Genomic DNA, 25,436 nt, shown 5'->3' with positions numbered 1-25,436 from the left:
CGGTCTGTCCTCCGGTGCCGCGGATCCGGGTGGCCTGTAGCCCTAGCCCTTGCTGTGGGTTTTGAGTGGCGCTGGCACAATCGGGTGATGACCACCGGTGCCGTAGGAGACCTGCCTGTTCCGGCCTTGGTGCTGGAAGGCACCGACTGGGATGCCCTGGAACACAGCATGGGGCCGGCCGGGGACACGCCTCAGATGCTGGCCGACCTTCTCGATGCCGACCAACGCGTGAGGACGCAGGCGCTGGATCACCTGCACCACGTGGTGCACCACCAGAACACTCTGTACGACGCGACGGTTCCCGCCGCCCTTTACGTGGCCGCGATCCTCACCGACCCGCGCACAAGTCTGCCCGTTGACAAGGAGCCTCATGACGCCCCTGGCCCTTTGCGTGCCGCGCTGTTGGGCTGGCTGGGCTCCGTCGCCGACGCGGCCAGTGACGAAGCCGCCGCGAGCAGCCGCCGCTGCGGCTTCCCCCCGGAGGACTACCCTCCGTTCGTCCAGACCTGTCTGCTCCGGCCCTTGCTCTACCGTGCGGTCGCAGCCTTCTTCGATGCTCCGGACCCGCACGTGCGCGAAGCCGCAATCGACGCGTGCATTCCCCTGTTGGACGACCGGCGCCTGACCCGGCACCGGCACAGGCTCATCCCGCTTCTCCGGGATCCGCTGGCCGTGAGCGAGGTCTGGCAGTACCGCGAACGGGCAATTGAGAGGCTTGAGGCATGGGGTGAGGACGTCACGGGCCTGCAACTCAAGCGAGACGCCTTCGCGGTCTGTGATTCCCAGGACATCACCCCAGCATCGACGACCGCGACGCCGGATCTCCTTTGGAACAGCGCGGACGATCTGCCCTTCTGACCCTGTGGAGCTCCGGCCGGACATAGCTCAGGGCTCTCAGGCCAGAGCACGCCGAACACTCGCGGTGAGCGATCTGGCCACGGGGCGGAAGGCGGTGGCCTCGGGCAGGAGATGCATTCGGGCGGCGTCCACCAAGGGGAGCTGAAGGTCCGGTCAGCAGCAGGCAATCGGCTGGCAAGGATCGCGCAGGCCGCCGTCCGTTCACGCGCCGGTTCTCCTCGCACAGACCATCGCGGTGGTGTCATGCCGTCAGATGCGCGGGATCCCTGCCCAGGCCGTACGTGATGGAGCCCCCCCCACATGCGCGTGATCCGTCGACTCGCTGCCGCCGCCGCGTTCACCCTCGCCGTCGGCGCCCTGGGGCTGACCACCGGCACGGCCCACGCCACCACCACACGCACAGCAGTGGTGTCGGCATCGTGCTCACAGTCCTACCTCCCCCTTCCGGACCCGGTCTGCCAGCCCGGCGCCGACAACCCCGACGTCACCCAGGCCACCATCACCTCGACGATCTGCGTCTCTGGCTGGACCTCCATGGTGCGCCCGCCCACCGGCTACATCAACCCCCTCAAAATCCAGCAGATCGCCGCCTACGGCTACAGCGACACCTCCACCGCGGACTACGAAGAGGACCACCTCTTCCCCCTGGAACTGGGCGGCGCGCCGCGGGACCCGTAAAACCTGTGGCCAGAGCCGCGCTACAGCGTCGGGGGGAAGAGCGCGGGGAACAAGGACACGGTGGAGAGCCGGCTCAAGGCGGCCGTGTGCAGCGGGCAGGTGAGCCTGGATGCGGCCCGGCACGCGATCGCCACCGACTGGAGCACCGCGCTGGCCGCCGTCGGCCTGGGCTGACCCCAACGGCGCGAGCGGCGCACGGGCTGTGGGGCAGGTCAGCGCCGCTCCGCTTCGGCCGACGGTGTCGGGATGCGAATCTTCGTGCCCCGAAGGTGTCGTGGCCAATGCTCCCGACTTTGTCCGCAGCCGGCGGCGGTGCGGCAGGGGATCTCGTTTGAGGTCGATGCCTGACCGTGGACACTCGCACGATGAGCCACAGTATTGCGTCCGGACTGATCGAGCGAGGGTGGGACGGGCCCTGGTACCGGGTGCGCACGGAGCGTTTCCAGGCGTCGTTCCTGCCTGACGCCGGTGAGGACCTGGACGATGTCTGCAACGTCGATGCCTTGGTGACTCTCAACGATGGGTCTGGTTGGTCCGCGACCATGTTCACCGTCGCCGAGGTCGAGCGCCTGATGAAGCTCTGGGCAAGCACCGGCGAGGCCCTTGCGGGCAGGTACTTCTGGGTCTCGAACGGTCTGATCGTCAGGGATCCCGGCATCGAGAGCATGACCGAGGTGATCGCCGGACTGATCGAGAACGGGGAGCTCTCCGACATCTTTCAGCGGGTGAGCAGCGCCTGATCAAGAGCTGGCCGGCGGAAGCGACGTCGAGCGGCAGGCCACGTCTTTGTCGCGCTCGACCGTCTGCCGTCATCCGGCCCCCACCGGATCCGATGACTCAGCGGACCCAGCCCGGGCGGCCTCTTCGTGGGCCTCCACCCGGCGGCCGGGGTGCGGCAGTGGGATGGGCGGAGCCCGGGATCGGCGTCACCCGCCGCCACCAGTATCCCGAGGGCGCGGTGCGTGCAGAGTATCGGCCTCGATGGCGGGCTCAGTTGAGTACGTGCTCTCCTCGTCCATGAGTATTCGCGCCGAGGACCGGGCGGCGTGCGCGGGGCAGAATGGTGGTCATGACCGCATCCGATCTGCCTTCCGCCGCTGCCCCCTCGGTGGCGGCGACTGACCCCTTCGCACCGTCCACGGCGGCCGTGCGCGTGTTCGCCGGCATCGGCCTGCTGCTGCTTGCTTTCGCCTACGGCGCGTTCATCGTCGTTGTCCTGGGCCAGGCATACAGCGGAGACGGGGCCAGCGGGCCGTTGGCGGGCGCGGCTCAGTGGTCGATGGGCCTGTCCGCCATCGTGGGACTGTGCGCGCTGTGCCTGCCCAGCACCATGGTGAGCCATCCAGTGCGGCGCGGGTCCGTCATGCTGCAGTATGCGCTGGCGTTCGCCGGCCCCGCGCTGGCGGCCATCGACTTCGCCTGAGCTTGTCCGGTGCTCTCGTTCACCTCCAGATAACGAGCTCACCGCCCGGCATGCACACCACCCGCACCCTGTCCGGGCCGGTGATGTTCCATGCCTCGAAGTCCGCGGCAGCCGCGACGGTGAGCCGGGCACCCTGGTCGAACTCCACGAGCAGCCGTCCGTCCTTGAATGCGATCGCCCCGGTGACCACCCTGCCGAACAACCCCAGGGCGGCGGCCACCTCCTGCCGCTCCGGAACGAGCGGCCTCATCGGCCCGGCGCCCCCATGCTCCATTACGGCGTCGGCTTCCACAATGATCTCGGCGCCTTCGCCCAGCCGCAGGCCCAGCTGATAGTCCACCCTCACCTGGGTGACAGTGAGGCCAGCGAGCGGGAGCCGCCAGCGATCATCGAGTTCCACTACGTCAGAGCGTGTCACCCGGACACGGTGCCACACGCCCTCTCACGACCATGACGCGGTCCGTCACCATCGAGAACTCCCCGGGCCATCTGGGTGACACCTCTGCCAGCGCCCGTGACGTCCAAGACGCAGACCCGGCTCCGAGATGTGCACCTCATCGATCGGCATGCTCCCAAGGACGGCTCCGCCGGCCGCGGGGTTGTCTGGGCGGGACAGAAGCATCCTTACGGGAGAACACATCGCACTGACGTGCGCCCGGCCCAGTCACGCGGACTGGCGCGGGGCCGATGGGGCGCTGAAACAGCGGTGCGTCCGGCCGGGGCTGGCCGGACGCACCGGGACTGCATGGGCGGTTCAGAACAGGGTGTTGTAGGTGTTCCAGCCGCCGCCGACCCTGATGCGGGACTTGAACGGGTCGGTAGGGTTCTTCGTTCCCTGGTACAGCCACAGGACGCCGTCCTTGTCCCGGGCCACGGTGTCGGACAGACCGTCGTCGGTGACGTCGCCGACGCCGGTGAGCTGGTTGTACGCCTGCCAGCCGCCGCCGACCTTGACGCGGGACTTGAACGGGTTGGTGGGGTTCTTTGTCCCCTGGTACAGCCACAGGACGCCGTCCTTGTCCCGGGCCACGGTGTCGGACAGACCGTCGTCGGTGACGTCGCCGACGCCGGTGAGCTGGTTGTACGCCTGCCAGCCGCCGCCGACCTTGACGCGGGACTTGAACGGGTCGGCAGGGTTCTTCATCCCCTGGTACAGCCACAGGGTGCCCGAGCTGTCGCGTGCGACGAGGTCCGCGACACCGTCGCCGCTCACGTCGCCGACGCCGGTGAGCTGGTTGTACGCCTGCCAGCCGCCGCCGACCCTGATACGGGACTTGAACGGGGCCGGCGCCTGCGTCGTCTGGTAGAGCCACAGGACACCGTCACCGTCACGGGCCACCAGCGGGCCGCCCGTGTGCCACGTGCTGATCTGGCCCACCTTGACCAGGGTGTTGTACGTCTGCCAGCCGCCGCCAACCAACTGCCGTGCCCAGAACGGATTGGCGACCGCACCGGTCCCCATGTACTCATACAGCCTTCCGCCGGCATCTCGCCCGAAGAGCGCATACGGAATGTAAGGGGAAGGCTTGACGGCGTGCACGGCAAAGCTGCTCGTCCCCCGCGCGTCGCCGCCCTGCTCGAACCCGGCGACCACGTCGACCTTGCCGTCCGCCGCGCTGGGGTCGGCCTTCAGGGTGTAGCGGATTACGGCATCACCGGGCGTGAGCCGACAGCGCATCGCAGCCGGTCCGATCACGGGCCATGAGGATGCCTCACAGCTCGCATGCCCGTCGCCCGTGACGGACTCGACGGACACGTGCGGCTCGTCGTCCCCCCATTCCGGCTCACCCGCCGAAGGCTTGAAACTGATCGCCACGGACGCCGCAGCCGCGGCATGCACGGTGACGGTGTGCGTGATCGACTGCCCGGCCGTGATGTCAGGCGTGGACAACTTGACGGTGTCCGCGTCATCGGCGGCCGACGCGGTGCCCGTGCCCGCGAGTAAACCCGCCGCCAGCACGGCTGCGGCGCTCCCCGCAGTGAGGATCTTGCGCATACGGTGTGTCCCCTCCCCCCGGCGGCAGGATGCCGCCGCGAAATGGCCAGGGCGTGATTCCTGGCGTGAAGGGACGCTATAGGAGGCACCCAGGCACCCTCACAGGCACCCCACCGATTCTCACCCTCGGCGGTTCGCCTCCTCGGCGCGGCCCTACAGCACTGCCTCCGCCGCAGGAGAGCCTTCCTGGGCGAGCGGTGATGGCACATCACCAGACCGGCCGCACCAGCCGTAGCACCGAGGTGGCCGCTTTCTGCGGATCGCCGCTCCCTCTGAGGCGCAAGGAACAGGTAGTGCCCTCATCCAGGACAGGGCCCACACCCACGAGGACCGGTGAAGAGACAACCCCTGGTGACGCTCACCACGCACCTCACTGCCCAAATGACCTTCTGAATCGCCGTCTTGCTCCCATCCATCGGACAGGTGCCCGCGTAGCCCCTCGACACCCACCCGCTGGGAGGAGAGCCCCCTTCTCCCAGCGCCAGCACTCAGACGGACCTGCAGATGGTGATCACCAGGTCCGCTGCCCAGCTGTATTGCCGTGTCTGAGTCAACCCGGCCCTCGGCCTGCCCGCCTGCCTGCCTGCACGAGACTTTCGGCGAAGCCGAAGTGACCTTGGACTCCCACCAGTTCAGCGGCGCGCGGCAGATCACCACCCCGCCCGCCGCCGACACCGGTGACCTGACCCAGGCCCTCAAGGACATGCAGGCCGAGGGCAAGCACTGACCCGGCGCCCCAGCGCCCCCGGCGGATCACCGGGCACGGTCCACGCAGGAGCCAAGCCTGCAAGGCGGTGCCCGCTGTCCCGCCAACCCGCAGACCAGAACGTTCCGGGGCGTGCTCCGGTCGGTGGGTGAGCGAGGATAATGGGGGAGCGCACTTGCTGCGGGAAATGAGGGTGTGGACGTGAACCAGCAGAACCCCGGAGGTTGGTATGGGCCTGTCCAGGGGCCGGGGTTCGGGCCTGCCTCCCCTCCGGACCCGCCGCCGCGGCGCCGCTCGCGAAGCCGGTTGGTGCTGCTCGCCGTGAGTGTGACGTGCGCGCTGGCAGCGGCCGCGGCCGGAGGTTACGCGTACGGCCGCCACACCAGCGCACCCGCCAACAACGCGGCCAGGCCTACCAGCACGCAAAATTCTGCACCGGCCGCAGCCCGTCCGTATCAGCTCACCGCGCCGCACAGCGTGCTGAGCGGGGCCTTTGTCTACGACCCCGTCATGACGAGGCCCGTCCCGGAGTCAGCCGCAGCCGACTACGCCGCTTTCGGCATCACCAACCCCACACCCGTTGGCATCTCATACAAGTCGAGCAGCCCCGCCTCACAGCAGACCGCCCAGTTGACCGGCGCCTGGGGCACGATCAGCGACCCCGAGCGGGTCATCGACCGGCACTTCGCGAAGATAGCTGACAACGCAGCCGCGGAACCGAGCAAGAACACCAGGCTGGTCGGCACCCTCCAGAGGGTGCACCCCACCGGGCTGGGTGACGCCATGATGAAGTGTCAGAACATGAGTACGAGAGTGGCTCAGCGCATCATCACGACTCCCATCTGCGTATGGGCCGATCACTACACCTACGGCGAGGTCGTCGTCTTCGACCCCGGTGCGCTGCGCAACGGCGGCATGGGTGTCAGCCTCGGCGAGAACGCGGACACTGCTGCCAGGATCCGCAACGATGCCCGCGTGCCTCGCTAGGAAGGGCCAGCCCTACCCGTCACACCTCGACGCAGTCAGCGGCTCCCCCCCTCAGCGGCATCACCCATCCACTGCTCGGGCGGGTTCAGATGCCCCTGGGCCTGGGACCGCAGCGGGTAGTTGATCTCCATCCGCCGCTCCAGCCGCACGGCAGCCCCCTTTGCCGAAGCCTCCGCCCGGACACGGGCTGTCACGTGCGGCAGCCAGATAGGTGTGGCTACACGTGGGACCAGCCGTTGGCGAAGCCGCACTGTAGGTCCGTCCAGCGGCGCAGTTCGGCAGGGGTGTGGCTGGGGTAGCCGAGGCGTCCCACGCCCTCGACCCATTGGTTCCATGGACCGTCGGGCTGGGTGAAGCGGTCGGCGTAGTGGGTGGCGAGGCGGGCGTCGAGGTGGAGGAGGGCGCCGAGGGCGGCGCCCTGGTCGTAGTGGAGGTCGGTGCGGGCCAGGTAGTGGTCGAGGTAGGCGGTGAGGATCTCGCTGTCCTCCCGCGTGGCGAAGCGGGCCAGGGCGAAGCAGTAGCCGGCGCCCGAGTAGCAGACCTCACTGGCCAGCAGCAGGCCCGCGATGCGTTCCCGGAACGACTCGCGGCGGCCCACGCCGATCAGCCAGGCACCCGTGAGACGCGAGCGCCATTCGTAGGCCAGGAGGGCCTCCAGCTCCTCGTCGGTGATGGAGACCGCGTCTTCGATCATATGGCGGGCGAAGCGTTCGGCGTGCGGCCACCCCGGCCGCAGGGCGCGTGCACCGTTCAGCTCTAGATAGCGCGGGGCGTCCGAGTCCATCCTCATCACATAACGCTCGATCACGTAGCCGTGGCCGGTCTTGTCGGGGTGCTGGGACCGCATCGGTCACCTCTCCGGGTACAGGTCAGGGTGCGGCGGGAAGGGCGATGGGCAGGGCCCAACCGTCGTAGTAGGTACGGAACCACGTCGTTATGCCACCATCCTGACCCACGACCTTGACCCAAGGGATAGGGGGTACCCTGGGCAGACGCACGTCCTTGGGCGTGCAAGGCTGAGCGACCGGGGCCCGGTGGACATGGTGCGCGCACCCGCGCGGGTCATGGTCGTGACGGAACGCCGGGCCCCGGCACCCCTAACCGCGCCTTGGGGGAGGCGGGCACGAAGTCGCCGTTCCCATGGGCAGTGCCCTGCAGGCGTTGCGCCGGGTCCCTGCGCAGTGACCGGCTCGCGTACCGTTTCGTGCACACCGGTGCTCGGGCACCCGCTCGAGACACTGGCATGACGGTCCTGGAAGTGATCGAGGGTCGGCCGCGAGTGTTCGTGCCCCCCTCGGATCCCCGGGCCCGACTGACCGCGTCGTGAGCTGGGGGGGCAGAACCGGTGACGTCATACGTGAAGGTGCGCTGGGACCACGAGTTCACGGAAGAACCCGTGGACATCTTCAGCGAGCTCGACGACGACCGCTACGAGGTCCGTAAGGTCGAGGTCTACCGGGAGGGACGGCTCGACTGGGCCGATTCCAGCCGGGAGACGGGCACGACCTTCCTCGGCGAGGTCCCGTTCCCGGATCTGCAAGAGATCAACTCGCAGGGGGAGTTCCACGCGGAGCCCATCACCGTAGCTGAGTTCGAGGCGGTATGGCGCCGTGCCCGCAGCAAGAGATGACGACAGTCTAGAGGGGTTGGCTTCACCGCATGCCGTCAGAGCGGTTGCGGAGAACCTGGCTGGTCCACGACAGCCTGACCGGGCCTCTACCCGAACGATCCGTCGGCTCGACCGGCGAAGCCCTCGCAGCCGAGGTCGTGGCGGTCCTTCGATCCCTGTGAACCGCTCCATCCGTGGCCGTGCGCGGGGAAGGTATGCGCCGTTGGGGACCGACGCGGCACGGGAATGCTGCGCAACACGATGGACCTGTACGGGGCGGCCGAGCAGATTGGGCTGCCGCTCCCGAGCCGTGGGAACCTCCCGCGCGTGCCGCGGCGTGGCAGGACACGGTGCACGAGAACGCGCTGGCTGCCGTGCCTGCGACGGCGGCCGCCGTGTGGCGCCGTGCAGCCCAGGACCGCTACCACCCGCTCGGGGAGGACCAAGAAAAGGGCGGCGTGTCCGCCCCAGCCTCCACAGGGCACGATCTGTCACATCCCGCTCATCCAGGAATGAACCGAAAGATCGGACGTAGCTGACATGCCCGATCTGCTGGTTACCCCGCTAGTCCGGGGAGCAGCAAAGTCCCGCTCGTCCGGGAATCAAACGGGAGTCTTCGCGTGCCAATGCGCTGACCTGCTGGTTACTCCCCTGTAGTCCGGGGATCACATCACCCGCAAGTCCGGGGACCAACGAAACGCCCTGCTGCTACAGCGGGGCGTTTTCGTGCGAGCCTGCCGTTCTGGTCGGCTTGGTCAGGGGGAGAGCCAGCCCAGCCCCTCACCCCTCGAGGCCGACGGCGGCGCCCCCTGTCATCGGCATCGCCCCGTACTTTACGTACTGCAGCGTGAAGCTGGTTGCCTGTGCGGGGTGTCCGGTCGGGGGTGCTGGTCGGGGTACTCAGGGCGGTTGAGTAGGTGTGCGGTGTTGCTGCGGTGGCCTGGGGCGTTTGATCGTCCGTATGCCGACCGACATGTTTTCTTTGCCGCGCCGTGCCCGCCGGGCAGTCATCGTGGGGTTCCCGCTGCTGCTGGCGGTGTCCTTCACCAGCGCTTGCACGTTGACGGGGGGCCGGGTGCACTCGGCGGCGGACTACCGTGCGTACGGCGTACGTACCAAGCAGGCTGGTATGGACACGGTCGCGCGGCTGCGGCCCGTCGCGCAGTTGGCGGGTACGGGGCCTGGTGCCACGCTGGAGGACGCGGCGCAGGAGGAATACAGCAGCTCCTGTGTCGATGATTTCGGTTTCGATAAAGGCGACGTCACGCGCGGCGGGCCGGGCTACAGCTGGACGCTGCGGTACGCGACCCGCGCCGACTACCTCACGGCCTTGGCCCATCTCCGCGCAGGCTGGAAGGCCGAGGGCCTGACAGTCACGGACGTGGCGCCCTGGGACCGGCCCGGCCACCCGGGCCTGCCGGGGATACAGACGACCGATCACGGCATCGAACTCTCCCTCCAGCAGGCCTGGTACACGGATGACCCCATGGTTCACGCGAGCGGGGAGTGCATGCGCTACCACCAGGAGCGGTGAGCCGTAGTCCGACTCCGCAGGCCCGGTGCGTTGTTGCCGTCAGAGGATGCTGTACGCGCCGAAGCCATTGCCGATCTTGACGCTCGCAGTGATGAAGGCGAGTGAGCGGGTGCAGACTCACGCCGGTGCGTGGGCGGCGGCAGTCGCGGACAGCGGACAGCGGACAGCGTGACAGGCGACTCCGCCTCCCTCGCCCTCTCAAATGGATCACGCCTACAACCCGCCTCTGACGCGCGCATGGGTGAAGTGGCGCCCCGCCGAGACCGAAGACGCCCCGCTCCTTGCCATCCTGGGACCTGCACACCGCCCCCGCGCCCTGCGCGTCCTCCTGGACGGCGCACCGGTCACCACATCACCCCGCCTGGCCCCCTGCAAGCCGCCCAGGTCGCCGAGGCCGTTGCCGGCCGCCTCGGCCCGGTCCGGACGCTGGCCGGCGGACAAGTCGAACACCCGGTCCGTGAAGGCCTGCACGCCGAAGTTCGCCGCACCCCCGGCCGCCACTCCACCACCCGCTTCGTCCGTCTGCGTCCCCCCGCCGAACAGCGATTGCCAGACGCGTCACCGCCACGGCCGGCTCCACCGCGGCCGCGATCGCCGCCCGCCGTCGCCAGACCCGCGCCAAACTCACCCACCTGGAGAAGGCAGTCAGTCAACTCCGGCGCGAACGCGGACGGGTCACCGTGCGCGCCATCGCCGAGCGAGCAGGTGTGTCCGCCACCTTCTGCTACGAGAACCCCGAGGCACGAGCCCTCGTCCAGGTAGCCATCGCACATACCCGACAGCGGCGCGCTCAAGGAGCCCAACAGGAACACGAGCGCATCGAAGCCTCATGGCGCGAACGCGCGCTCAATTCCGAGGAAGCCCTCACCCGCACCCAGGAAACCGTGTTCGCCCAACGCAAGCGGCTCGGCGAACTCATGGGTCAACTACGGGACGCTGAACACAAGACCCCGGCGGACTCCACCCGAGCGCTCCGGACCGAAAACACCCAGCTCAAGCGCCGCGTGGACCAACTGGCCCAAGAACACCGCTCACTCCAAGAACGACTCGAAGGCGCCCGCTCCAACCTGCGGTTCGCCGAGAAAGGCATCGCCGACCTCGAAGTCCAGCTCGTCGAGCTGCAGCAGGCCAATACCCCGGGAAAGCCGTGATCACCTGTGGGTGGCACCTCTTCTTGGCGGAACAGGACGTCGGAGGCATGCCGGTCGCCGTACCGTCCCCGTACACCAACGGCACTGCGACGGATTGCCCCCAGGCCCAGCCACCCCCGGCTACTGCCCCGGATACACCGCTCCTGTAGGGGCGGGTCAGTACCCATCTGTTGGAGCAACGGCTGTAATCACCCGCCGAGTACTGGGCCGAGCCGTTCAGGACGGCGCCCCCGTCGCTTCCGGGGCTTCTTTGCCCCGATCGGGGACCTGTGCGAGAGCGAAGACACAAAGCGATATTGCAATCACCGGGCCGACGAGCGAGGACCAGGCAGTTACGTACGCGACTTCTGCGGGCACGGGGTACCAATAACGGGTAGGCCGGGAGGCCGCCGCGGAAGACGCTAGAGCAGAGAACCCGAAGAAGATCAATCCGGCGGAGGCTCCTCGCGACACCCGCCTGTCCCAGCGGCTCTCAATCTCGCCGTCAGGCATACGGCCATCCAGTTCACGGGCGTGAAGCCTCCGAATTCTGGGGACGATCTGGGTCGCAGCGATCGCAAACAAACCGAATCCGCACATCGCCCAATCAGACGTCGTGTGCTTCTCACTGCTGGTGGCATCAAGGTAACCGACCGAAGAGACCACAAGCATCACCACCACAAAGGCTGACCCAGAGATCACGACTGTGCGAAAATACCGTAGAACGCCGCTCTGATATCGGTCGAAAGCCAGCACCAACCAGCTCAGCGACACCAACACGGCGACCGCTCCGACCGCCAATGACCCCCCGTTTATTACAGATTCTGTCTGTGCTCGCGGGCATTCCTGCTCACCGCGCACCACCCCTTCCAAATAGGCGACGATGGCCAGACCGAAGAAGGCTGACAGCAGCAGCTTGAGGGCTCGTGCCGCATCAGCCGTTCGATGGTTGATCTTCTCCCGGTTGGCCAAGATAACGATCATGCTGGCGAACACGAATCCAGCGAACAGACCAGCGAACGTCGACGTTGGCTGGGAAGCGGAGATTGGGTTCCAGTCAACGCTCGTTGTGCAATCGTCAATATGCACCGCAGGCGCCAACACAGGTGCGTTCAACGCAAGACCTCCGGCAATACGCGGCGATGGGTGACTGGCAGTATGGCCCGGACTGATGATCCATAATGGTGAATGTGAAACATTGTGACTACCAAGAGCTCGTAACAGGATCTTGAGTGAGCCTTCTTTAGCCGTTCCGAAAACGCCGCTGGTTGACAAGCCATGACCGCCCTGCCTCGCCGAAGCACCCCGGCCGGCCCTGCGGATCAGCGTTCAACCGGGAGCCGTCCGGCTCGCCCCGGTCGCTGTCTGAATGCACCAGTGCACGGCACGATCGGTTGGGGAGGCGCCGGCAGGCGTTGCCCCTCCGCGTCACCGGCGTTGGCACTGACATGAACGTGAACGACAGCGAGGATGCGACGCCGCTCATACAGTGCGCCGAGTTGCCGAGTGTTTACTGGCTGGACCAGACCGGCCACCAGGCACCCAAGGACCGGGGCTGGGGCGCTCACCCCGTAGCGCTGGGCCTGGGTTCCCGCCGGGGTGCTGAACAGTGCGGGGTCGGCGCTCAGGGCCACGTCCCGCCGGAGTGGTCGAACCCGTCGTTGAAGCCGCGCAGGACGGGGTCGAGCTCCTGGGCGGCACCGCACAGGGTGCACAGCTGCACGCCTGGCTTCTCGGCCTGGGCGAGGGCCTGGTCCAGGGAGAGGACGGGGGTGCCGGTGGGGGCTTCGGTGCAGTCGGGCGCATGGAGGACCGCCCGGCCGGGGCCGCGGCCGTTGCCCAGCCGGGTGAGAACCCATCCTGCCGGTCGTCCGGTGGGTGTGTCGGGGATGTCGTCCGGCAGGTGGGTGGTGGGCACGTCCGCGTAGGAGATGCCGTGGAGGGGGCGGACGTGGGCGGGGGCTTCGACCCAGACCCGGTATTCGGCGGCTTCGACCTGGCCCTGGTCGGTGTTGCGGTAGGCGGGCAGGCCGACGTCGTAGTTCACCTGGGGCTCGATCTGTTCGGCACCCTCGCGGCGACTGCCCAGCAGAGCCACCTCGATGGGGTCCAGGAGGTCCGCGTAGGTGCCCTTGAGGAGATCACCAGCAGCTAGGCGGAAGGAGAGGTCCAGATGCGGCGTCACCCTCCACGTATCCAGCCCGGGCGGCAGCTAAGTGCGCAGGAACCTCCACAGGGGCGCCACCACGAGAGGCAGTCCGTCGGCACCGCGGCGGCGGTGCTCGGCCTGGGGGATCCGCACCAGCCACGCGTAGTACGTGCCCGCGTCGCTGCCGTCGTACGAGTCATCGTCAACGCAGTGGTCGAAGACGCACCCGAGTCCTCCCGCGAGCTCAGTCAGAGCTTGCTGCGTCCGCTCGCCCACTCCCGGCTCCGTCAGTAGGTGGGGATCGCGGACCTCCAGCTCCCACACGACCCAGTCATAGCCCAGTAGATCCGCATGCTCTTCGTCCATCACGACGCCAGTCTGGCAGCACACGGCTGCAGGGCGCGGGCCTTGCTGCTGGAGCTGCGGAGGGTCGTTGGGGGAGCTGCCGCGGACCGATGCGCGAGACCTGGCCGATGAGCTCGGCGCCGCCGGAGGGGAACCGCTGCGTCTACGGCTGCCTACGCGCGGTAGAGCGGATGCGGCGGTGAATACCCCGGGAGGCGATGGCCCGAAGGAGGATCAAGGAGGCCCGCCCCACGGGGGCTTTGGGGGCGGACTCCAGCAGTTTCGGTCCATGGGATTCCGCGGCGGCAAGACGGGCGGACTGGAGCTGGACGAGCGCGCGCAGGAACGGCCGGTGAGGGATCTGCACGAGGCCCTCCAAGTGCGCGGCAGCCGCGAGGTCACGCCTGATGAGGGCGGCATGATGGCGGATCAGGCTCTGCATGCGAACAGGGTCGGGCCGCTTGAGCAGCCCCTCGCGGGTCAGGCCGTGGTCGGTGAGGGTCTGGTCGGGGATGCCGGAGCGTCCGGACTGCAGGTCTTCGGCGAGGTCTTCGAGGAAATCGAGGCGCTGGCTGGCGAGGATGAAGGTGCGGCAGCCGGCTTCGAAGGCGTCCGGTTCGTGCGGCGGCGTGACCAGGGAGGCGATGATCATGAAGGCGGGCAGCGCGTAGGCGTCCACATAGGTCTGGAAGTCGTCCTCGGTGGCAAAACTGGTCCAACTGGCTTCGAGTTCGCCGCCCTTGAGGTAGGAACTGATGCGCGGCCGTATCTGCGGGTAGGCCAGGGTGGTGTGGCGCAAGGCCGCGAGCAGCGGGTCCACGTGATCGGGGCTGCCGGCCAGAGCGGCACGGGTCCGTGTGCTCCAGTTGGCGTGGGCCGAGAGGCGTTGGTGGAGCGGGCCTTGGTCGATGAGCGTGTCGCTGTGGTGCATGAAGGCGGTCGCGGTGATCACGTGGGGAACGAGCGGGGCGGGGAGGAGCAGGCGTACGGCCGTGTATTCAGCGCGGGCGTAGCGGGCGACGAGGCCGCGCTGGGCACTGTAGGCGTCGCGCAGAACGGGGCTGGTGATGCCTGCGCGGTCTAGTGTGTGCGGCCACGTCGTCACAGTTGGTGCTCCTCGCTGAGGGTGGTGGTACGGGTGCTGCGCCCGGAGCCGGGATGAAGGTCAGCGTGGTCCTCGGGTGAGTGCGGCGCGCAGCAGCAGGGAGGGGCGGGTCAGGGTGCGGGGGTGGGCGTTCATGTGGAGGACGTCCGTGAAGGCGCTGTTGACCCGGCTGTCGTGGACGGAAGCAGTGATGAGCTGGTCGCCCGCCCAGCGGGAGAGGCGGTAGCCGCGGGGGTAGGGGCCGGTGACGTGGGGCTGGGCGAGGTCGGCGGTGGTGGCCAAGTCCCAGGCTGCGCCGACGACGGTACGGGCGCGGCGGAAGTAGTCCCAGGCCGGGGCGTGCGGGTGGGCGCCGGAAGCGAGGTGGACGGCGAGCGAGGAGGCCTGGAGGGCGGCGAGGGTGAGGCCCTGGCCGTAGATGGGGTTGACCGAGGCGACGGAGTCGCCCAGGGCGACGAGGCCGCCGGGGAAGCGGGTGAGGCGGGTGAACTCGCGGCGTGTGCTCTCGCGGAAGTGGTAGGGGCGGACCTCGCCCACCATGGTGCAGACATCGGCGACCGTGCGCAGTGGGGCGACGCAGCGCCGCATACGGGCCAGGAACTGCTCAGGGTCGGGGCCCGGGCGGTAGTCGGTGTAGCCGGCCAGGACCACGGACCACTGGCTGTCCTCCACCGCTGCGAGGGCGCCGGGTTCGCTGAGCTGGGGTCGGTAGTTGCTGGCGGGGCCGGGGGTGGCGTGGGCGATCACCGTGCCGGGGAGCTCATCGCCGCGGGTGAAGGACGCGGTGGCGTAGCCGAGGTCGACGCGCATGCGGTCCAGGGGAGGGGCTTCCCAGCCGCTCGCCTGGAGCCATTTGCCGAGCCGGCTGGAGCGGCCCATCGCGTCCACCACCAGGTCGGCGTCGAGGGTGAACTCGTCGGGGTGCGGGTGTTCCGGGGCGGGGGCCACCGGGGTGATACGGACGCCGGTGATGCGGCGGCCGTCATCGAGGAGGCCGCTGGCCCGGCCGTGCAGGAAGCGGACGTTGGGCAGGGCCATGACGCGGCGGCGTAGATGACTCTCGAGGAAGGGGCGGGTCGCACTCAGCATCCGCGCCTCAGGCAGGTCGACCTTGCGGACCCCGTCGACATGGAACTGGACCTGGCTCCCCTGGCCCAGCAGCGCCCCGTCGGCGACAGTCTCCTCGGTGATGCCGGGAAACCAGCGTTCGAGCCGGAGGTGCCCCATGGCCAGCAGCGCGTGCAACTGGTCGCGGTGTGGGGCGCCAGGTCCTGTGCCGCTCGTGGACAGGTCATCGGTGTCGATGACGACGACGTCGTCGGTGTGATCGCTGAGGACTCGCGCGGCCAGGAGCCCACCGAAGCTGCCTCCGAGCACTATCGCCTGCTTCACCTGTACGTATCCTTCGTCTTGGCGCCGTATACCCATGTGCCGCAGGCCCGTTGGCTCCCAGGGACCCTAACCTGCGAATGGGCGCACCTTACGAGCCTGGGCGTGAGGCGGGGCGAGAAATGGTCACCCACTGGGGTGGCCGGGGGAGGAGATGCCGCCCTTGCGCAGCGCGTGGGTCTCGGCGAGGACGTCCTTGGTCAGCGGGTGGTCAAGGGCGCCGGAGACCAGCAGCAGTCGCTGGCGCTCGTCGACGGCCCGGGTACGACGACCGGGCAGCGGGGCGGCCCCGGGCGGAGGCACCGGAGCGTCGGTGGCCTGCTTCGCACGGGCGGAGCGCAGCAGGTCGGTCGCGTCACGCAGGGCCGCGGCCGTTGCCACCGCCGTGAGTTCGGACTCGGAGAGCTGCTCGAGGCGGGCTGCCTGGAGCCGATCGAGGGCATCGGCGGTGAGCGGGGAGATCCACGGCCCGAGTGCCTGCATTCCGTCGTGGATCTCGATGATCCGGCGCGTGAGCAAATACTGGCGGTTCAGCAGACGCCGGTGGCTTCGGGCACTGTGGGCACTCAAGGCGAGGGAGGCGTTGACATCGCGCACCACCAGGTTCCACAGGGGGCGCAATTTCTTGATGTCGCGGCGCTCGCGTCGCCAGGCGCTGACCGCGGCCCCCGACAGACCGTAGCTGGCGACCAGCGCTCCGGAGGCACCGGCGGTCGAGCCGAGCACGCCGATGCGGTCCAGGGCATGGGACCCGGTGGCCGCGACGGCGATAGCCGGGGCGTTGCAGAGCACGTACCCGACTACCAGCAGGCTGCCACGCGCGAACCAGGCCAGAGCGTGCTCGATGCGGGGGTCGTCGGGCTGGAGATTGCGACAGCGCCGGTAGGTGCTCAGTGAACCGGTGGCCAAAGTGGCAAGGAACAGAGCAAGGAACAGCAGCACGAGCGGGTCGCCGGCGTGGTCAGTGTTGAAGGTCAGAGGGTCTCCGTCACCGGGCCCTGACAGGTCGGCTGAGCAGAACAGCACGGTCATGGCGGCCGACGTGAGCAGGTAGGTGAGGGTCCACGCGGCGAAGGTGCGGTGGAGGCGGACCGGGGGCTGGCGCAGGTCCGGATCCCACACCAGGGTCAAAAGGTGCAGGTGGGCGAAGCACGCCAGGATCCCGACGTAAACGGGCAGCGTCGCGAAGGACGGACGGTCGAAGGCTTCGCCGACTTTGCGGTAGACCAACGGCGCGGCCATGACATAGACAGCCGACGCGACAAGGAAGTTGGAGGCAATCAGCGCCAGCGCCGGCGTGGGGTCGCGCAGCAAGGCGGTGATCTTCCACAGCCCCAGGGCGAGTACCAGCACGGCGATGAACAGGTACACCACCGTGGACATGCTTTCAGACACCAGACCTCCGGTGAGCAAGTCCCGAGGTGAGCGATTCGCTGCGAATCTGGTCATCGCCGAGGGGGAGCCGTTGCAGGATCAGCGTGGCGAACACTTCCACTTCACGCTCGTGCGCGTCGTCGAAGTGGCTGCGGCGAAGGATGTTGAGGACGGGCCCGGGATGGAGTCCGGGCAGGAGCTGGCGCACCATGTCCTCGTTCACGGGCCCGCCGGCGTCGTCGCCAGAGGGAGGATTCACCCAGAGATGACCAAGTTCGTGCAGAGTAGTGGTAATCCGGGTGAATTCGCTTACGGTTCGGGCGACCGCGATGTAGTAGTGGTTGTGGCCGCGCGCGCTGAAGCCCGAGACGCCAGGCGGCAGGTCGACGGTGACCACCGTGATCGGTTTGCCGAGTTTCGCGGCCACCGCGTCGAGCAGGCCTTGGAGGTCAGCGACGTGGCGGAGCCCGATGTCCCGTCGGATGACCCTGGTCATGGCCCACGTGGTCCGCTGAATGGACCACTGCTCGCGAAGCGCGGCCCAGCGGCCGCCGGCACCGGGCGCGGCGGATCGTTTCACCGGGGCGTCGTCCGCCGGTGGGCGGGAGTCGTTGTCGGGCACTGCGGTCTCCGGGCGCGAGGCATTCTGAGTACTCAACTGAGCAAGCTGGCGTGCGGCAGGCGGGCGGGATTGCGGAGCCGGGGCGGGCGCGGGGACTGGTGGTTCGAGCGATCTCCCTTCGTTGGTGAACAGGGGCCTTGAGCCGTACGCCGCCCCGTGCGGGGCGGCGCCTTGGCCTGACCGGTCAGTCCCAGGTGGGATCAAGCGGAGCCGGCGGCGGAGGTGTGGGCACGCTGTCCGCGGCCACGACCGGCCGGGTTGAGTCCCACGTGGGATCAGCGGCAGCCAGCTGGCTGCCGCCCGTGCCCGCCAGACCGGCGACCAGGAGTATTCCGGTCACCGCAGCGATGCGAACCCTGTTCATATGTCTCCCCTCGGGCACCGCGCCCCCGCGGTGCCTCGCGTGTGCGCCGCCGGTCATGCGTCCGGCGGAGCCCCCGTATCCATGAGGCTGACGTATCTGATAATCCTGATCAACCCGCAGCAGGGCTCCGGATGCGGGTATGTCCGCATCCGGACATCGGGCATAGGAGGCATGCATGGACAAGCGGGAGAATAGTGAAGCGTCCGCGCGCCTGAGCCAGCGGGCATACGACCTTTACTTGACGATGCGCCGCAACGCCTCGCTGGAGGTGGACGAGGCCGAATTCGGCGCGGAACTGGCGGAGTTGCAGCGGTACGGACTGACTGTCCCCAATGAACTCAGGCCGGGGCGGCCCAAGATGGCCTTGGAGGCTGGCACGGCATATCGGGAACAGGTGGATGCTGGGCTCGACGAACTGGAAGCGCTCACCCGCCGGCTCAGGGAACTGCGTCAGGTGTTGGACATGCTGCCCGACCCGCACGACGGCATAGTCGGCGGCCTGCGTGTCCTGAGCAGCAAGGACGAGGCCAATCGCCTGCTGCGCGAGGCCGAGGCCAAAGAGCAGATCGAAGTGCTCACCGCTCATCCCCTTGACCGGCCCCAGTCCGCGACCAAGGCGCGCAAGCCCAAGGAGGAGGCGAACCTGCGGGCGGGCATCGGGATCCGGACCATCTATCCGGTGACCGCACGGGCCAGGCCGGGCGAGTCGGAGTGGGCGGACACCGTCATCGCGAACGGCGGGGAGGTGCGCCTGAGCAGTCGGCGGTTCCCGCGCATGGTCATCTACAGCCACCTGGCGGTGGTGCCGGACTACACCCAACTCGGCCCCAACGGTGAGCCATCGCGGGATCGTGCGATCGCGCTGCTGCACCCTGCCCTCGTCGCGTACGCGCGCCAGATATTCGAGGGCGAATGGGCGGAGGCGGTCCCCTGGGCCGTGGCACCGCTGCCCGAGCCGGTCCCCGAAGAGGCAAGAGTCACCGACATACAGCGGTCCATCATCAAGATGCGCTTGAACGAGTGGACCTACGACCAGATCGCGCGGGCGTTGAGCATTAACGAGCGGACTGCCCGCAGGCACATCGGTACCCTCGGCCAGATTCTCGGTGTCAAAGGCGAACTCGCCACCGTCGCGGCGTGGACCCGCTTCGAAATGGCCCAGGAACGCGTCACTCTGCCCTCAGACTCGCCGCCGGGCAAGCCCAGTTTCAACGATCGTTGACGGAAGGGCCGGACCGGTCATGGGTCAGACCCAGGATCCCTCGGAAGACGCTGGCCACACGGGACCGGTGAGGAGGCGGCAGGGCGCGCATCGCGTCGGCGACCTCCCGCACCTCGGCGTCGGGCTCGGCGGCAGCGATGGCCTCCGCAAGTGCCTGCCCGAGCACTGTTTCGGCATGCGCCCCGCTCCCGCGCAGCCGGACCGAGCTCAGCACGATGTGTCCCTTGAGGGCGGCGATTTGGGCGAGACTGGAGTGGACCGGTTCCAGCGCCCGGGCGAGGCTCTGCCGGTCGGTCGCGGTGAAGAATCCGGGCGGAACTCGGAAGAAGAGCTCAAGACCCTGGACGTGACGCAGGCTGGGCTGCCGTTCGCCGTTGAGGAGGTATCCGATCTGGGCGTGCGAACAGCCGATGCCGGTCCCGATGTCGTCAAGGGTCAGCTTGCGGCCGTCCGGGCGCCGGCGCACCTCCCGCAGCCGCGCCAGCCGCTCACGGAAGCGGGTGTCCGGATCCTCGGCTGCCGCCTCCGGGTCCTGCAGCAACTGCCGTATCCGCTCCTCGGGCAAGCCCGACGACTGGGAGATCTGCCCGAGGTCGATGACGTCGTCGGCTGTGAGCTCGACGGCAGCCAGCAGCGCCGTGATGGACTCCCAGACGCTGTCGAGCTCATCTGGCACCGCCACATCAGCATCCATGGGGCTGCGGTCTCCAAGAAGGTCGTGGTCGTGCACGCAGATCGCCAAGGGGCGACACCCTGACTCTAGCTGTCCCGATCCGCCCCGTCACCGGGGTGATCCGAATCCTCGACCGGTTGTCCAGGGCGACACGCCGCACCAACACTTCAACAATCGTTGACAATATGACGCTGTGTACACGAGGATCAGCAACACGCTGAACGTGATGGCGACTTCGTCCCGCACGCTGCCAGCAGGTGATCCCAGGGCCCTGTTGGCTAGGCCGACGGCGGGCCGACTGGCGGACAGACGAAAGATTGACGGGGGAGAGCATGAAGGACTCGCTGCGGCAACCACCCATGAGGCACGCCAAGCGGTCACGCGGCAGCGGAGCGCGCCGTTAGGACGAGGCATGCAGCGAACGCGAACGCCCCACGCACATAGGTCAACGCGAGAGGCATCCGTCCCGGCCCCGTCGCGTTCTTGGTCCAGCCGCCCGGCACGTCACGCAGCGTGCGCAGTGCCACCAGGCTGCGCCTGCCAGGAGCTGACCGTCCTGTTTCCACCCTCCAACCCCCTGTAGACGGGCCCACACCGAGGAGTGCCGCATGCCGACTCTCGGCTCCCTCTCCACCGATCACCCGGAAGCACGGCTCGCATTCCTGATCTCCGGCGACAGCAAGCCCAACCACGACGTGCCGTTCACGGGCCTGGTTGTCCTGCCGCTCGCCCGACTCCTCGAAGGGCGCCCGCTGCAGCCCGTTCCCGCCGGGAGCATCGTTGTCCTGTCCGGAACTCCCGGGCGCTTTTACAGCCGCGACCTGGCGGCGGTGGACAGGCTGTTGCGGCACATGTCCGCACACGACGCTGTTGCGCTCGTCTTCACCGTCAGCCACGACTCGCGTCTGGCACTCCCGCACGCGGTCCGCGACCTCGCGGACGAGCTGGCCATCGTACTGATGGCCTCCACGGCCCCGGCTTACCCGTGGCGCGGCGTACACGAGACGATCCAGCAGGGGAGAGTGGCTGCCGCCGAGCGTACGGCCTCCCAGATGACGGCGCTCGTTAGGCATCTCCCCGCGCAGCTGGCCGACCGCCAGGCCATGCAGCGCATTGTCGACTGGCTCGCCACGAGCCTGCGCGCACAGGTGATGGTCAGTGAACCGGAACGCGTCCATGCGGCATCGCCAGCCAGCGCCGCTGAATACCTGGCTCCGCTGGTCATCCGCCAGGCGTTCACCGGCACCGTGCCGGCATCCCCAGCCCGTCACAGCCAGTTGGTCCCGCTCGGCGGGGTGCGCGGCCGCGAATCCGTTCTTGCCGTCGCCCGAGACACTCCCTTCGCCAGCCACGAGCTGCAGATGCTGCGTCATGCCGCCAAGCTCCTCGGCCTGGTCGACCAGGCCCAACGGGAATACGGACGGGTCGCCGACGCCACCGGGGCCGCGCGCGCAGCCGTGGCGGAACTCCTGTTGCAGTCCGAGGTCGCCACGGCCCGCCGCATCATTGACGGGCTCACCCCGGGGCTGCTCGACCCCGAGACCGCCCGGGTCTTTGTCCTCGATTCTGACCCGGCCGACCGCGACAGGGCCAGACGGCGATGCGAGGGGTTGACGGCCAGCAAGGCGCTCGTGGTGCCCGACTCCCGCACTGCCTACCGGACTCTGATCGTCCATCCCATCCGGGCCGACGCCGATGCGGGTGATGCACTGTCTGAGCAACTCATTGGCGTTGTGCGAGAGTTAGGTCCTTCAGCCTGCCTGGGGGGCAGTGGCGTCTACTCAATGGAACTGCTCTCCGACGCGCTCCAGGAAGCTATCGGCGCCCTGGCTCTGGCCCGCCACCTGCCGGACTCTGTCGCCCTGTCCGCGCAGGAGACCAAGCTGATCAGCCTCCTGCCGCAACCCGAGGGCTACGCCTGGGCGTGCTGTCTGCTGCGCCCGTTGATGCGCGCGGAAGCCGATTGGGAGCAGCTCCGGGACACGCTTCCTCTCGCCCTTGCCTACTCTCACTCCGAGGCAGCCCGAAGGCTCGGTCTGCACCGCAACACCGTCACGCGCCGCCTGGGGAAGGCGAGTGAACTGCTGCACATGGATCTTGCCGCGCTGACGACGCGCACCGCCGTCGCCCTGGCTCTGGAGGTTGTCACCCGGCGCCAGCAGCCGGTACCGGACCATGTCTGTGCCACGCCGCCCAGTCTGCTGTCGCTCCTCGCCGCTCCCGAAGTTGCGGCGTGGGCCGCGTCGTTGCTGCGTCCCGCGCAGCAGGACCGGCGCCCGCTACTCCGCACGGCCGAGGCCTGGCTGACCCACGATGCTCACACCGAGCTCACCGCACGGACACTGGGGATCTCCCAGGCCACGGTCCGCTCCCGGCTGCGGGCTCTGGAGCACCTCACCGGCCGTGACCTGAGGTCGCCCTGCGGCATGCGCGATCTGCTCTACGCCCTCCACGTGGTCAACGGGACCCCCGTCGTTGCGCCTGGCACACGCGTTTCCTGCGCGGCGTAGTAACCCAGCAACGGCCCCTGTTGTTCGTGCGGTGCCGTGACGGGGCCGGTCAGACGACGCATTCAGTCCGACGGCGCCGTGCCGAAGAAGCGTTCCCGGCCAGGCCTGCCCAACGGTGCTTATATCACGGTCACGGCCATGCCGAGAACGCCGATACGCGGCTCAGGAAACCTGCGCCGTGACCTTAATATCGCCTGTGCCGCACTCACGTCGTCTCCTGAAAGCAGAGATGCGAGTGCGGCACAGCGGTGTTACCTGGCGTACAACGGAATCCTTCAGAGGGATCTCCGCTGGCGTGCAAAACAAAAACCGGACTCTGTGAATCCGAAGAGCATGAAGCGGCACGATGATTGTCTGCCGCTATCGGCGACGGATCTCGTGGCGATGATCGCGTACCCCGGGAAGCCGCCCCCGCGCATACGCGCTGCCTTGCCAATGACCGGCGGGCCAGCGCCGATGTGAGTCGCGGAAAGGTCAGTCTGAGCCACTGGCAAGCCGCCCGCGCCGGCCTGTCGTAGTCGGTGCAGCCGGGGTGCCCTCATCCTGGCTAGAGGGTGTCTGAGAAGCCTCGTTCAGGGCAGGTGACTTGAGGGTTACTGCGTGTCGGGGTGGTGGGGATGGCTGGTCGGCGTGTGTATCCGACGGATCTGTCCGATGCTGAGTGGGTGGTGCTCGCGCCGTTGGTGCCGGCGCCGAAGCCGGGTGGTCGTCCGCCCGCACACCCGCGGCGTGAGCTCATCGATGCCCTCGCCTACTGGCTGCGGGCCGGCTGCGCCTGGCGTTTGCTGCCGCACGACTTCCCACCGTGGCAGACGGTGTACCACTACTGGTGGATGTGGCGGATCGAAGGCCGCTGGGAGGAGATCCTCGCCACCCTGCGGGCTCGCGAACGCACAGGTAAGGGCCGTGAACCCACGCCGAGTGCGGGGGTGTTGGACAGCCAGAGCGTCAAGGCCACCGAGCGTGGGGGCTGGCATGGGTACGACGGCGGCAAGAAGGTTCTGGGTATCAAACGCCACCTGTTGGTGGACACGCTCGGCCTGGTCCTGGCCGTGTGCGTCAGCCCCGCGAATGTGAATGACCGCGACGGTGCTGCGGTGCTTCTCGCCCGGTGCGCCGGGAAGTTTCCGCGGCTGCAGTATCTCTGGGCTGACCAGGCCTATCGCGGCCGTGAGTTCCTGGCGTGGGTCCGTGAAGAGACCGGAATCACCGTCGAGGTGGTTCAGCGCAGGGACGGTGGTTTTCGCGGAACTTGGGCCAAGGCCGACGCACCACCGCGCGAGGTGCCGATGTTCGCGGTGGTCCCGCGCCGCTGGGTGATTGAGCGGAGTTTCGCCTGGCTGGGCCGCTATCGCAGGCTCTCCAAGGACTACGAGTATCTGGCGGGCAGCCAGGAGAACGCGATCTACCTGGCCACCATCATGCTCCTGCTGCACCGCACCGCGAGAACCGCCTGAACGAGGCTTCTCAGACACCCTCTAACTGGCGATTCGCCTGGTAGATGTGACCGATGGCCTGGAGATGCGCGGCGGTGGCTGAGTGATCGCCTACGCTGCATAGCTTCCCTTGCGTTCGGTGCCGAAGGCCCCGACCGGTGAGGCGCCGAGCGGCCCAGGCCTGCCCGCGGCCCGGAGGAAGGGACTCGTTGGGCTCTGTATTCCCCTTCCGGCATGGCGCTGATGTGCTCAGAAGTGAGTGCGTTGGCGCGGCGGATGCGCAGGCCTGACGCCACGTCGCTGAATTTGTGGATGGGGCAGTTCTGGCACCTCCTGAGTGACGGCAGTGCACGACGATAAACCTATCGGTGCCGGCAGTGCAGAACTGGCAGGTGGCGGCTCGCAGATGGTGCACTCAGTCAATGGCGGCACGCGGCGTCTGCCGCCTAAATTCTTCTGCAAGTCAGCCGATCGCCGATGGCCAGGATGCGGGCGAAGCGGCGGCTGAGTACCTCGAGCCACGGCAATCCCCGCATCCGGCGGCTCGCCGCCCAGATCCAAGGATCCGATCACACCGTCGTTCAGTCACGTCACTGCCAGCACTACCGGCTGTCCACGAGGCGTTGACGCCGCCCATGAGTCGGCCCGCTTTGCGGCGGGCCCGCGCCGTGCCCTGTGGACCGGGCACTGCCTGCCCCGCCCGCTCGCCGCGCCGTCGGCCCTACCCCTCCTCTCATCCATCATGGAGTGTTTGCTGTGAAGCCGTTAAGCCGCACTGCTGCCGCGTTCACCCTCACGGTGGCCGTCACGGGAGCTGCCGCCGTGACCGCCACGTCCGCTCACGCCGTCGACAATCGCTGCTACATCACCGCGTCCGCTGCCAACGTCCGTGCGAAGGCAACTACCCGCGCTGTCGCGGTGGGTGTCGCGTACAAGGGCTGGTCGTGTGCCGCCCTGGACTACTCCTACCCGGGCGACACGCAATGGGCGAAGATCCGGGTGAACCGCACGGGTGTCTTCGGGTGGGTCCGCGGCGACCTGCTGCACACGCCCGGGGAAGGCGGGCACACCTGCATCCCCGAGAACTGCCCCCGATAGACCACGAGCCCTCCGGGACCTGACCTTCCTGAGTTCCCGGCGCGCTCAGCCACCGGCACCTTGGTGGTCTTCATGCCGCAGCTCCGTCCAGTTCGCCCCCGAACAGCGACCACGCTGATCTCCCCTCGCACGGTCGCACGGACGGGGCTGCCGGGGTGCCGCTCGCCCCCGAGCGGCACCCCACCCCGCCGGCCCCGGCGAGCCAGTCCGGACCGGCCGGTCTCGGGA

The 25,436-nt window shown here is 68.3% G+C and carries 23 protein-coding genes; 12 read left to right on the top strand and 11 right to left on the bottom strand.

Going from position 1 to position 25,436, the window contains the following annotated elements; all coding sequences use genetic code 11:
- Positions 1-87 precede the first annotated feature (87 nt).
- From BX283_RS00495 to BX283_RS00480, 4 genes are all read left to right on the top strand, one after another.
- The gene (locus BX283_RS00495) at positions 88-858 is read left to right on the top strand and encodes a hypothetical protein (protein ID WP_101385722.1); all 771 of its coding nucleotides are present in this window, start codon (positions 88-90) and stop codon (positions 856-858) included.
- 300 nt (positions 859-1,158) lie between these two features.
- Positions 1,159-1,536, top strand: a complete 378-nt coding sequence (locus tag BX283_RS00490) for a hypothetical protein (RefSeq protein ID WP_257581586.1) — start codon at positions 1,159-1,161, stop codon at positions 1,534-1,536.
- A 365-nt stretch (positions 1,537-1,901) separates the two neighbouring features.
- Positions 1,902-2,276: a hypothetical protein gene (locus BX283_RS00485; protein WP_101385721.1), complete on the top strand. Its 375-nt coding sequence runs from the start codon at positions 1,902-1,904 to the stop codon at positions 2,274-2,276.
- A 329-nt stretch (positions 2,277-2,605) separates the two neighbouring features.
- Entirely contained in the window at positions 2,606-2,959 is a 354-nt protein-coding gene (locus BX283_RS00480) for a hypothetical protein (protein WP_143676312.1), read from the top strand.
- A 19-nt stretch (positions 2,960-2,978) separates the two neighbouring features.
- On the opposite strand, the gene BX283_RS00475 is transcribed toward BX283_RS00480, so the two are convergent.
- Positions 2,979-3,359 (bottom strand): DUF6188 family protein, encoded by a 381-nt coding sequence (locus BX283_RS00475; protein WP_143676311.1) that lies wholly within the window; start codon positions 3,357-3,359, stop codon positions 2,979-2,981.
- Between the two features lie 354 nt (positions 3,360-3,713).
- Entirely contained in the window at positions 3,714-4,955 is a 1,242-nt protein-coding gene (locus BX283_RS00470) for a hypothetical protein (protein ID WP_101385718.1), read from the bottom strand.
- 1,216 nt (positions 4,956-6,171) lie between these two features.
- On the opposite strand from BX283_RS00470, the gene BX283_RS00465 reads away from it, so the two are divergent.
- The gene (locus tag BX283_RS00465) at positions 6,172-6,648 is read left to right on the top strand and encodes a hypothetical protein (protein ID WP_143676310.1); all 477 of its coding nucleotides are present in this window, start codon (positions 6,172-6,174) and stop codon (positions 6,646-6,648) included.
- Between the two features lie 217 nt (positions 6,649-6,865).
- On the opposite strand, the gene BX283_RS00460 is transcribed toward BX283_RS00465, so the two are convergent.
- Positions 6,866-7,495, bottom strand: coding sequence for a DUF6000 family protein (locus BX283_RS00460; protein WP_101385716.1), 630 nt, complete (start codon positions 7,493-7,495; stop codon positions 6,866-6,868).
- A gap of 498 nt (positions 7,496-7,993) precedes the next feature.
- Between BX283_RS00460 and BX283_RS00455 the strand changes: the two genes are divergently transcribed.
- The 3 genes from BX283_RS00455 (at position 7,994) to BX283_RS00440 (ending at position 10,942) form a co-directional block, all read left to right on the top strand.
- Complete coding sequence (locus BX283_RS00455) at positions 7,994-8,278, top strand: hypothetical protein (protein ID WP_101385715.1); 285 nt, start codon at positions 7,994-7,996, stop codon at positions 8,276-8,278.
- A 940-nt stretch (positions 8,279-9,218) separates the two neighbouring features.
- A complete protein-coding gene (locus tag BX283_RS00450) occupies positions 9,219-9,791 on the top strand; it encodes a hypothetical protein (RefSeq protein ID WP_101385714.1) in 573 nt (190 codons plus the stop codon).
- Between the two features lie 545 nt (positions 9,792-10,336).
- A complete protein-coding gene (locus BX283_RS00440) occupies positions 10,337-10,942 on the top strand; it encodes a DUF6262 family protein (protein WP_101385712.1) in 606 nt (201 codons plus the stop codon).
- A 216-nt stretch (positions 10,943-11,158) separates the two neighbouring features.
- Here the strand turns inward: BX283_RS00440 and BX283_RS39890 are convergent, their stop codons facing one another.
- From BX283_RS39890 to BX283_RS00410, 7 genes are all read right to left on the bottom strand, one after another.
- Entirely contained in the window at positions 11,159-11,917 is a 759-nt protein-coding gene (locus BX283_RS39890; RefSeq protein ID WP_143676309.1) for a hypothetical protein, read from the bottom strand.
- Between the two features lie 628 nt (positions 11,918-12,545).
- The gene (locus tag BX283_RS00435; protein ID WP_101385711.1) at positions 12,546-13,106 is read right to left on the bottom strand and encodes a DUF6233 domain-containing protein; all 561 of its coding nucleotides are present in this window, start codon (positions 13,104-13,106) and stop codon (positions 12,546-12,548) included.
- Between the two features lie 27 nt (positions 13,107-13,133).
- Positions 13,134-13,439, bottom strand: a complete 306-nt coding sequence (locus BX283_RS00430; RefSeq protein WP_101385710.1) for a hypothetical protein — start codon at positions 13,437-13,439, stop codon at positions 13,134-13,136.
- Positions 13,440-13,578: 139 nt separating this feature from the next.
- A complete protein-coding gene (locus BX283_RS00425) occupies positions 13,579-14,520 on the bottom strand; it encodes a squalene/phytoene synthase family protein (RefSeq protein WP_101385709.1) in 942 nt (313 codons plus the stop codon).
- Between the two features lie 60 nt (positions 14,521-14,580).
- Positions 14,581-15,912: an NAD(P)/FAD-dependent oxidoreductase gene (locus BX283_RS00420; RefSeq protein ID WP_180356975.1), complete on the bottom strand. Its 1,332-nt coding sequence runs from the start codon at positions 15,910-15,912 to the stop codon at positions 14,581-14,583.
- A 123-nt stretch (positions 15,913-16,035) separates the two neighbouring features.
- Positions 16,036-17,292 (bottom strand): MAB_1171c family putative transporter, encoded by a 1,257-nt coding sequence (locus BX283_RS00415; RefSeq protein ID WP_101385707.1) that lies wholly within the window; start codon positions 17,290-17,292, stop codon positions 16,036-16,038.
- A 4-nt stretch (positions 17,293-17,296) separates the two neighbouring features.
- Complete coding sequence (locus tag BX283_RS00410) at positions 17,297-17,905, bottom strand: hypothetical protein (RefSeq protein ID WP_101385706.1); 609 nt, start codon at positions 17,903-17,905, stop codon at positions 17,297-17,299.
- Positions 17,906-18,444: 539 nt separating this feature from the next.
- Here BX283_RS00410 and BX283_RS00405 point away from each other — a divergent pair.
- Positions 18,445-19,491, top strand: coding sequence for a sigma factor-like helix-turn-helix DNA-binding protein (locus BX283_RS00405; RefSeq protein ID WP_101385705.1), 1,047 nt, complete (start codon positions 18,445-18,447; stop codon positions 19,489-19,491).
- On the opposite strand, the gene BX283_RS00400 is transcribed toward BX283_RS00405, so the two are convergent.
- A complete protein-coding gene (locus tag BX283_RS00400) occupies positions 19,478-20,185 on the bottom strand; it encodes a helix-turn-helix transcriptional regulator (RefSeq protein ID WP_143676308.1) in 708 nt (235 codons plus the stop codon). The two genes, BX283_RS00405 and BX283_RS00400, sit on opposite strands and share 14 nt — an antisense overlap.
- 587 nt (positions 20,186-20,772) lie before the next feature.
- On the opposite strand from BX283_RS00400, the gene BX283_RS00395 reads away from it, so the two are divergent.
- From BX283_RS00395 to BX283_RS00385, 3 genes are all read left to right on the top strand, one after another.
- On the top strand, positions 20,773-22,674 hold the full coding sequence (locus BX283_RS00395; protein ID WP_101385703.1) for a helix-turn-helix domain-containing protein: 1,902 nt from the start codon (positions 20,773-20,775) through the stop codon (positions 22,672-22,674).
- 617 nt (positions 22,675-23,291) lie between these two features.
- On the top strand, positions 23,292-24,131 hold the full coding sequence (locus BX283_RS00390; RefSeq protein ID WP_101392052.1) for an IS5 family transposase: 840 nt from the start codon (positions 23,292-23,294) through the stop codon (positions 24,129-24,131).
- A gap of 735 nt (positions 24,132-24,866) precedes the next feature.
- Entirely contained in the window at positions 24,867-25,208 is a 342-nt protein-coding gene (locus BX283_RS00385; protein WP_143676307.1) for an SH3 domain-containing protein, read from the top strand.
- Positions 25,209-25,436 lie beyond the last annotated feature (228 nt).

This window comes from Streptomyces sp. TLI_146, from assembly GCF_002846415.1.
In the GTDB taxonomy this organism is placed as follows: domain Bacteria; phylum Actinomycetota; class Actinomycetes; order Streptomycetales; family Streptomycetaceae; genus Streptomyces.
This window is presented reverse-complemented; position numbering and strand designations above follow the sequence as displayed.

Bases quoted from the DNA above. Each gene is read 5' to 3' on its own strand.
- BX283_RS00495 (WP_101385722.1), top strand. From the start codon at position 88: ATGACCACCGGTGCCGTAGGAGACCTGCCTGTTCCGGCCTTGGTGCTG.
- BX283_RS00490 (WP_257581586.1), top strand. From the start codon at position 1,159: ATGCGCGTGATCCGTCGACTCGCTGCCGCCGCCGCGTTCACCCTCGCC.
- BX283_RS00485 (WP_101385721.1), top strand. From the start codon at position 1,902: ATGAGCCACAGTATTGCGTCCGGACTGATCGAGCGAGGGTGGGACGGG.
- BX283_RS00480 (WP_143676312.1), top strand. From the start codon at position 2,606: ATGACCGCATCCGATCTGCCTTCCGCCGCTGCCCCCTCGGTGGCGGCG.
- BX283_RS00470 (WP_101385718.1), bottom strand. From the start codon at position 4,955: ATGCGCAAGATCCTCACTGCGGGGAGCGCCGCAGCCGTGCTGGCGGCG.
- BX283_RS00465 (WP_143676310.1), top strand. From the start codon at position 6,172: ATGACGAGGCCCGTCCCGGAGTCAGCCGCAGCCGACTACGCCGCTTTC.
- BX283_RS00460 (WP_101385716.1), bottom strand. From the start codon at position 7,495: ATGCGGTCCCAGCACCCCGACAAGACCGGCCACGGCTACGTGATCGAG.
- BX283_RS00450 (WP_101385714.1), top strand. From the start codon at position 9,219: ATGCCGACCGACATGTTTTCTTTGCCGCGCCGTGCCCGCCGGGCAGTC.
- BX283_RS00415 (WP_101385707.1), bottom strand. From the start codon at position 17,292: ATGTCCACGGTGGTGTACCTGTTCATCGCCGTGCTGGTACTCGCCCTG.
- BX283_RS00405 (WP_101385705.1), top strand. From the start codon at position 18,445: ATGGACAAGCGGGAGAATAGTGAAGCGTCCGCGCGCCTGAGCCAGCGG.
- BX283_RS00400 (WP_143676308.1), bottom strand. From the start codon at position 20,185: ATGGATGCTGATGTGGCGGTGCCAGATGAGCTCGACAGCGTCTGGGAG.
- BX283_RS00395 (WP_101385703.1), top strand. From the start codon at position 20,773: ATGCCGACTCTCGGCTCCCTCTCCACCGATCACCCGGAAGCACGGCTC.
- BX283_RS00390 (WP_101392052.1), top strand. From the start codon at position 23,292: ATGGCTGGTCGGCGTGTGTATCCGACGGATCTGTCCGATGCTGAGTGG.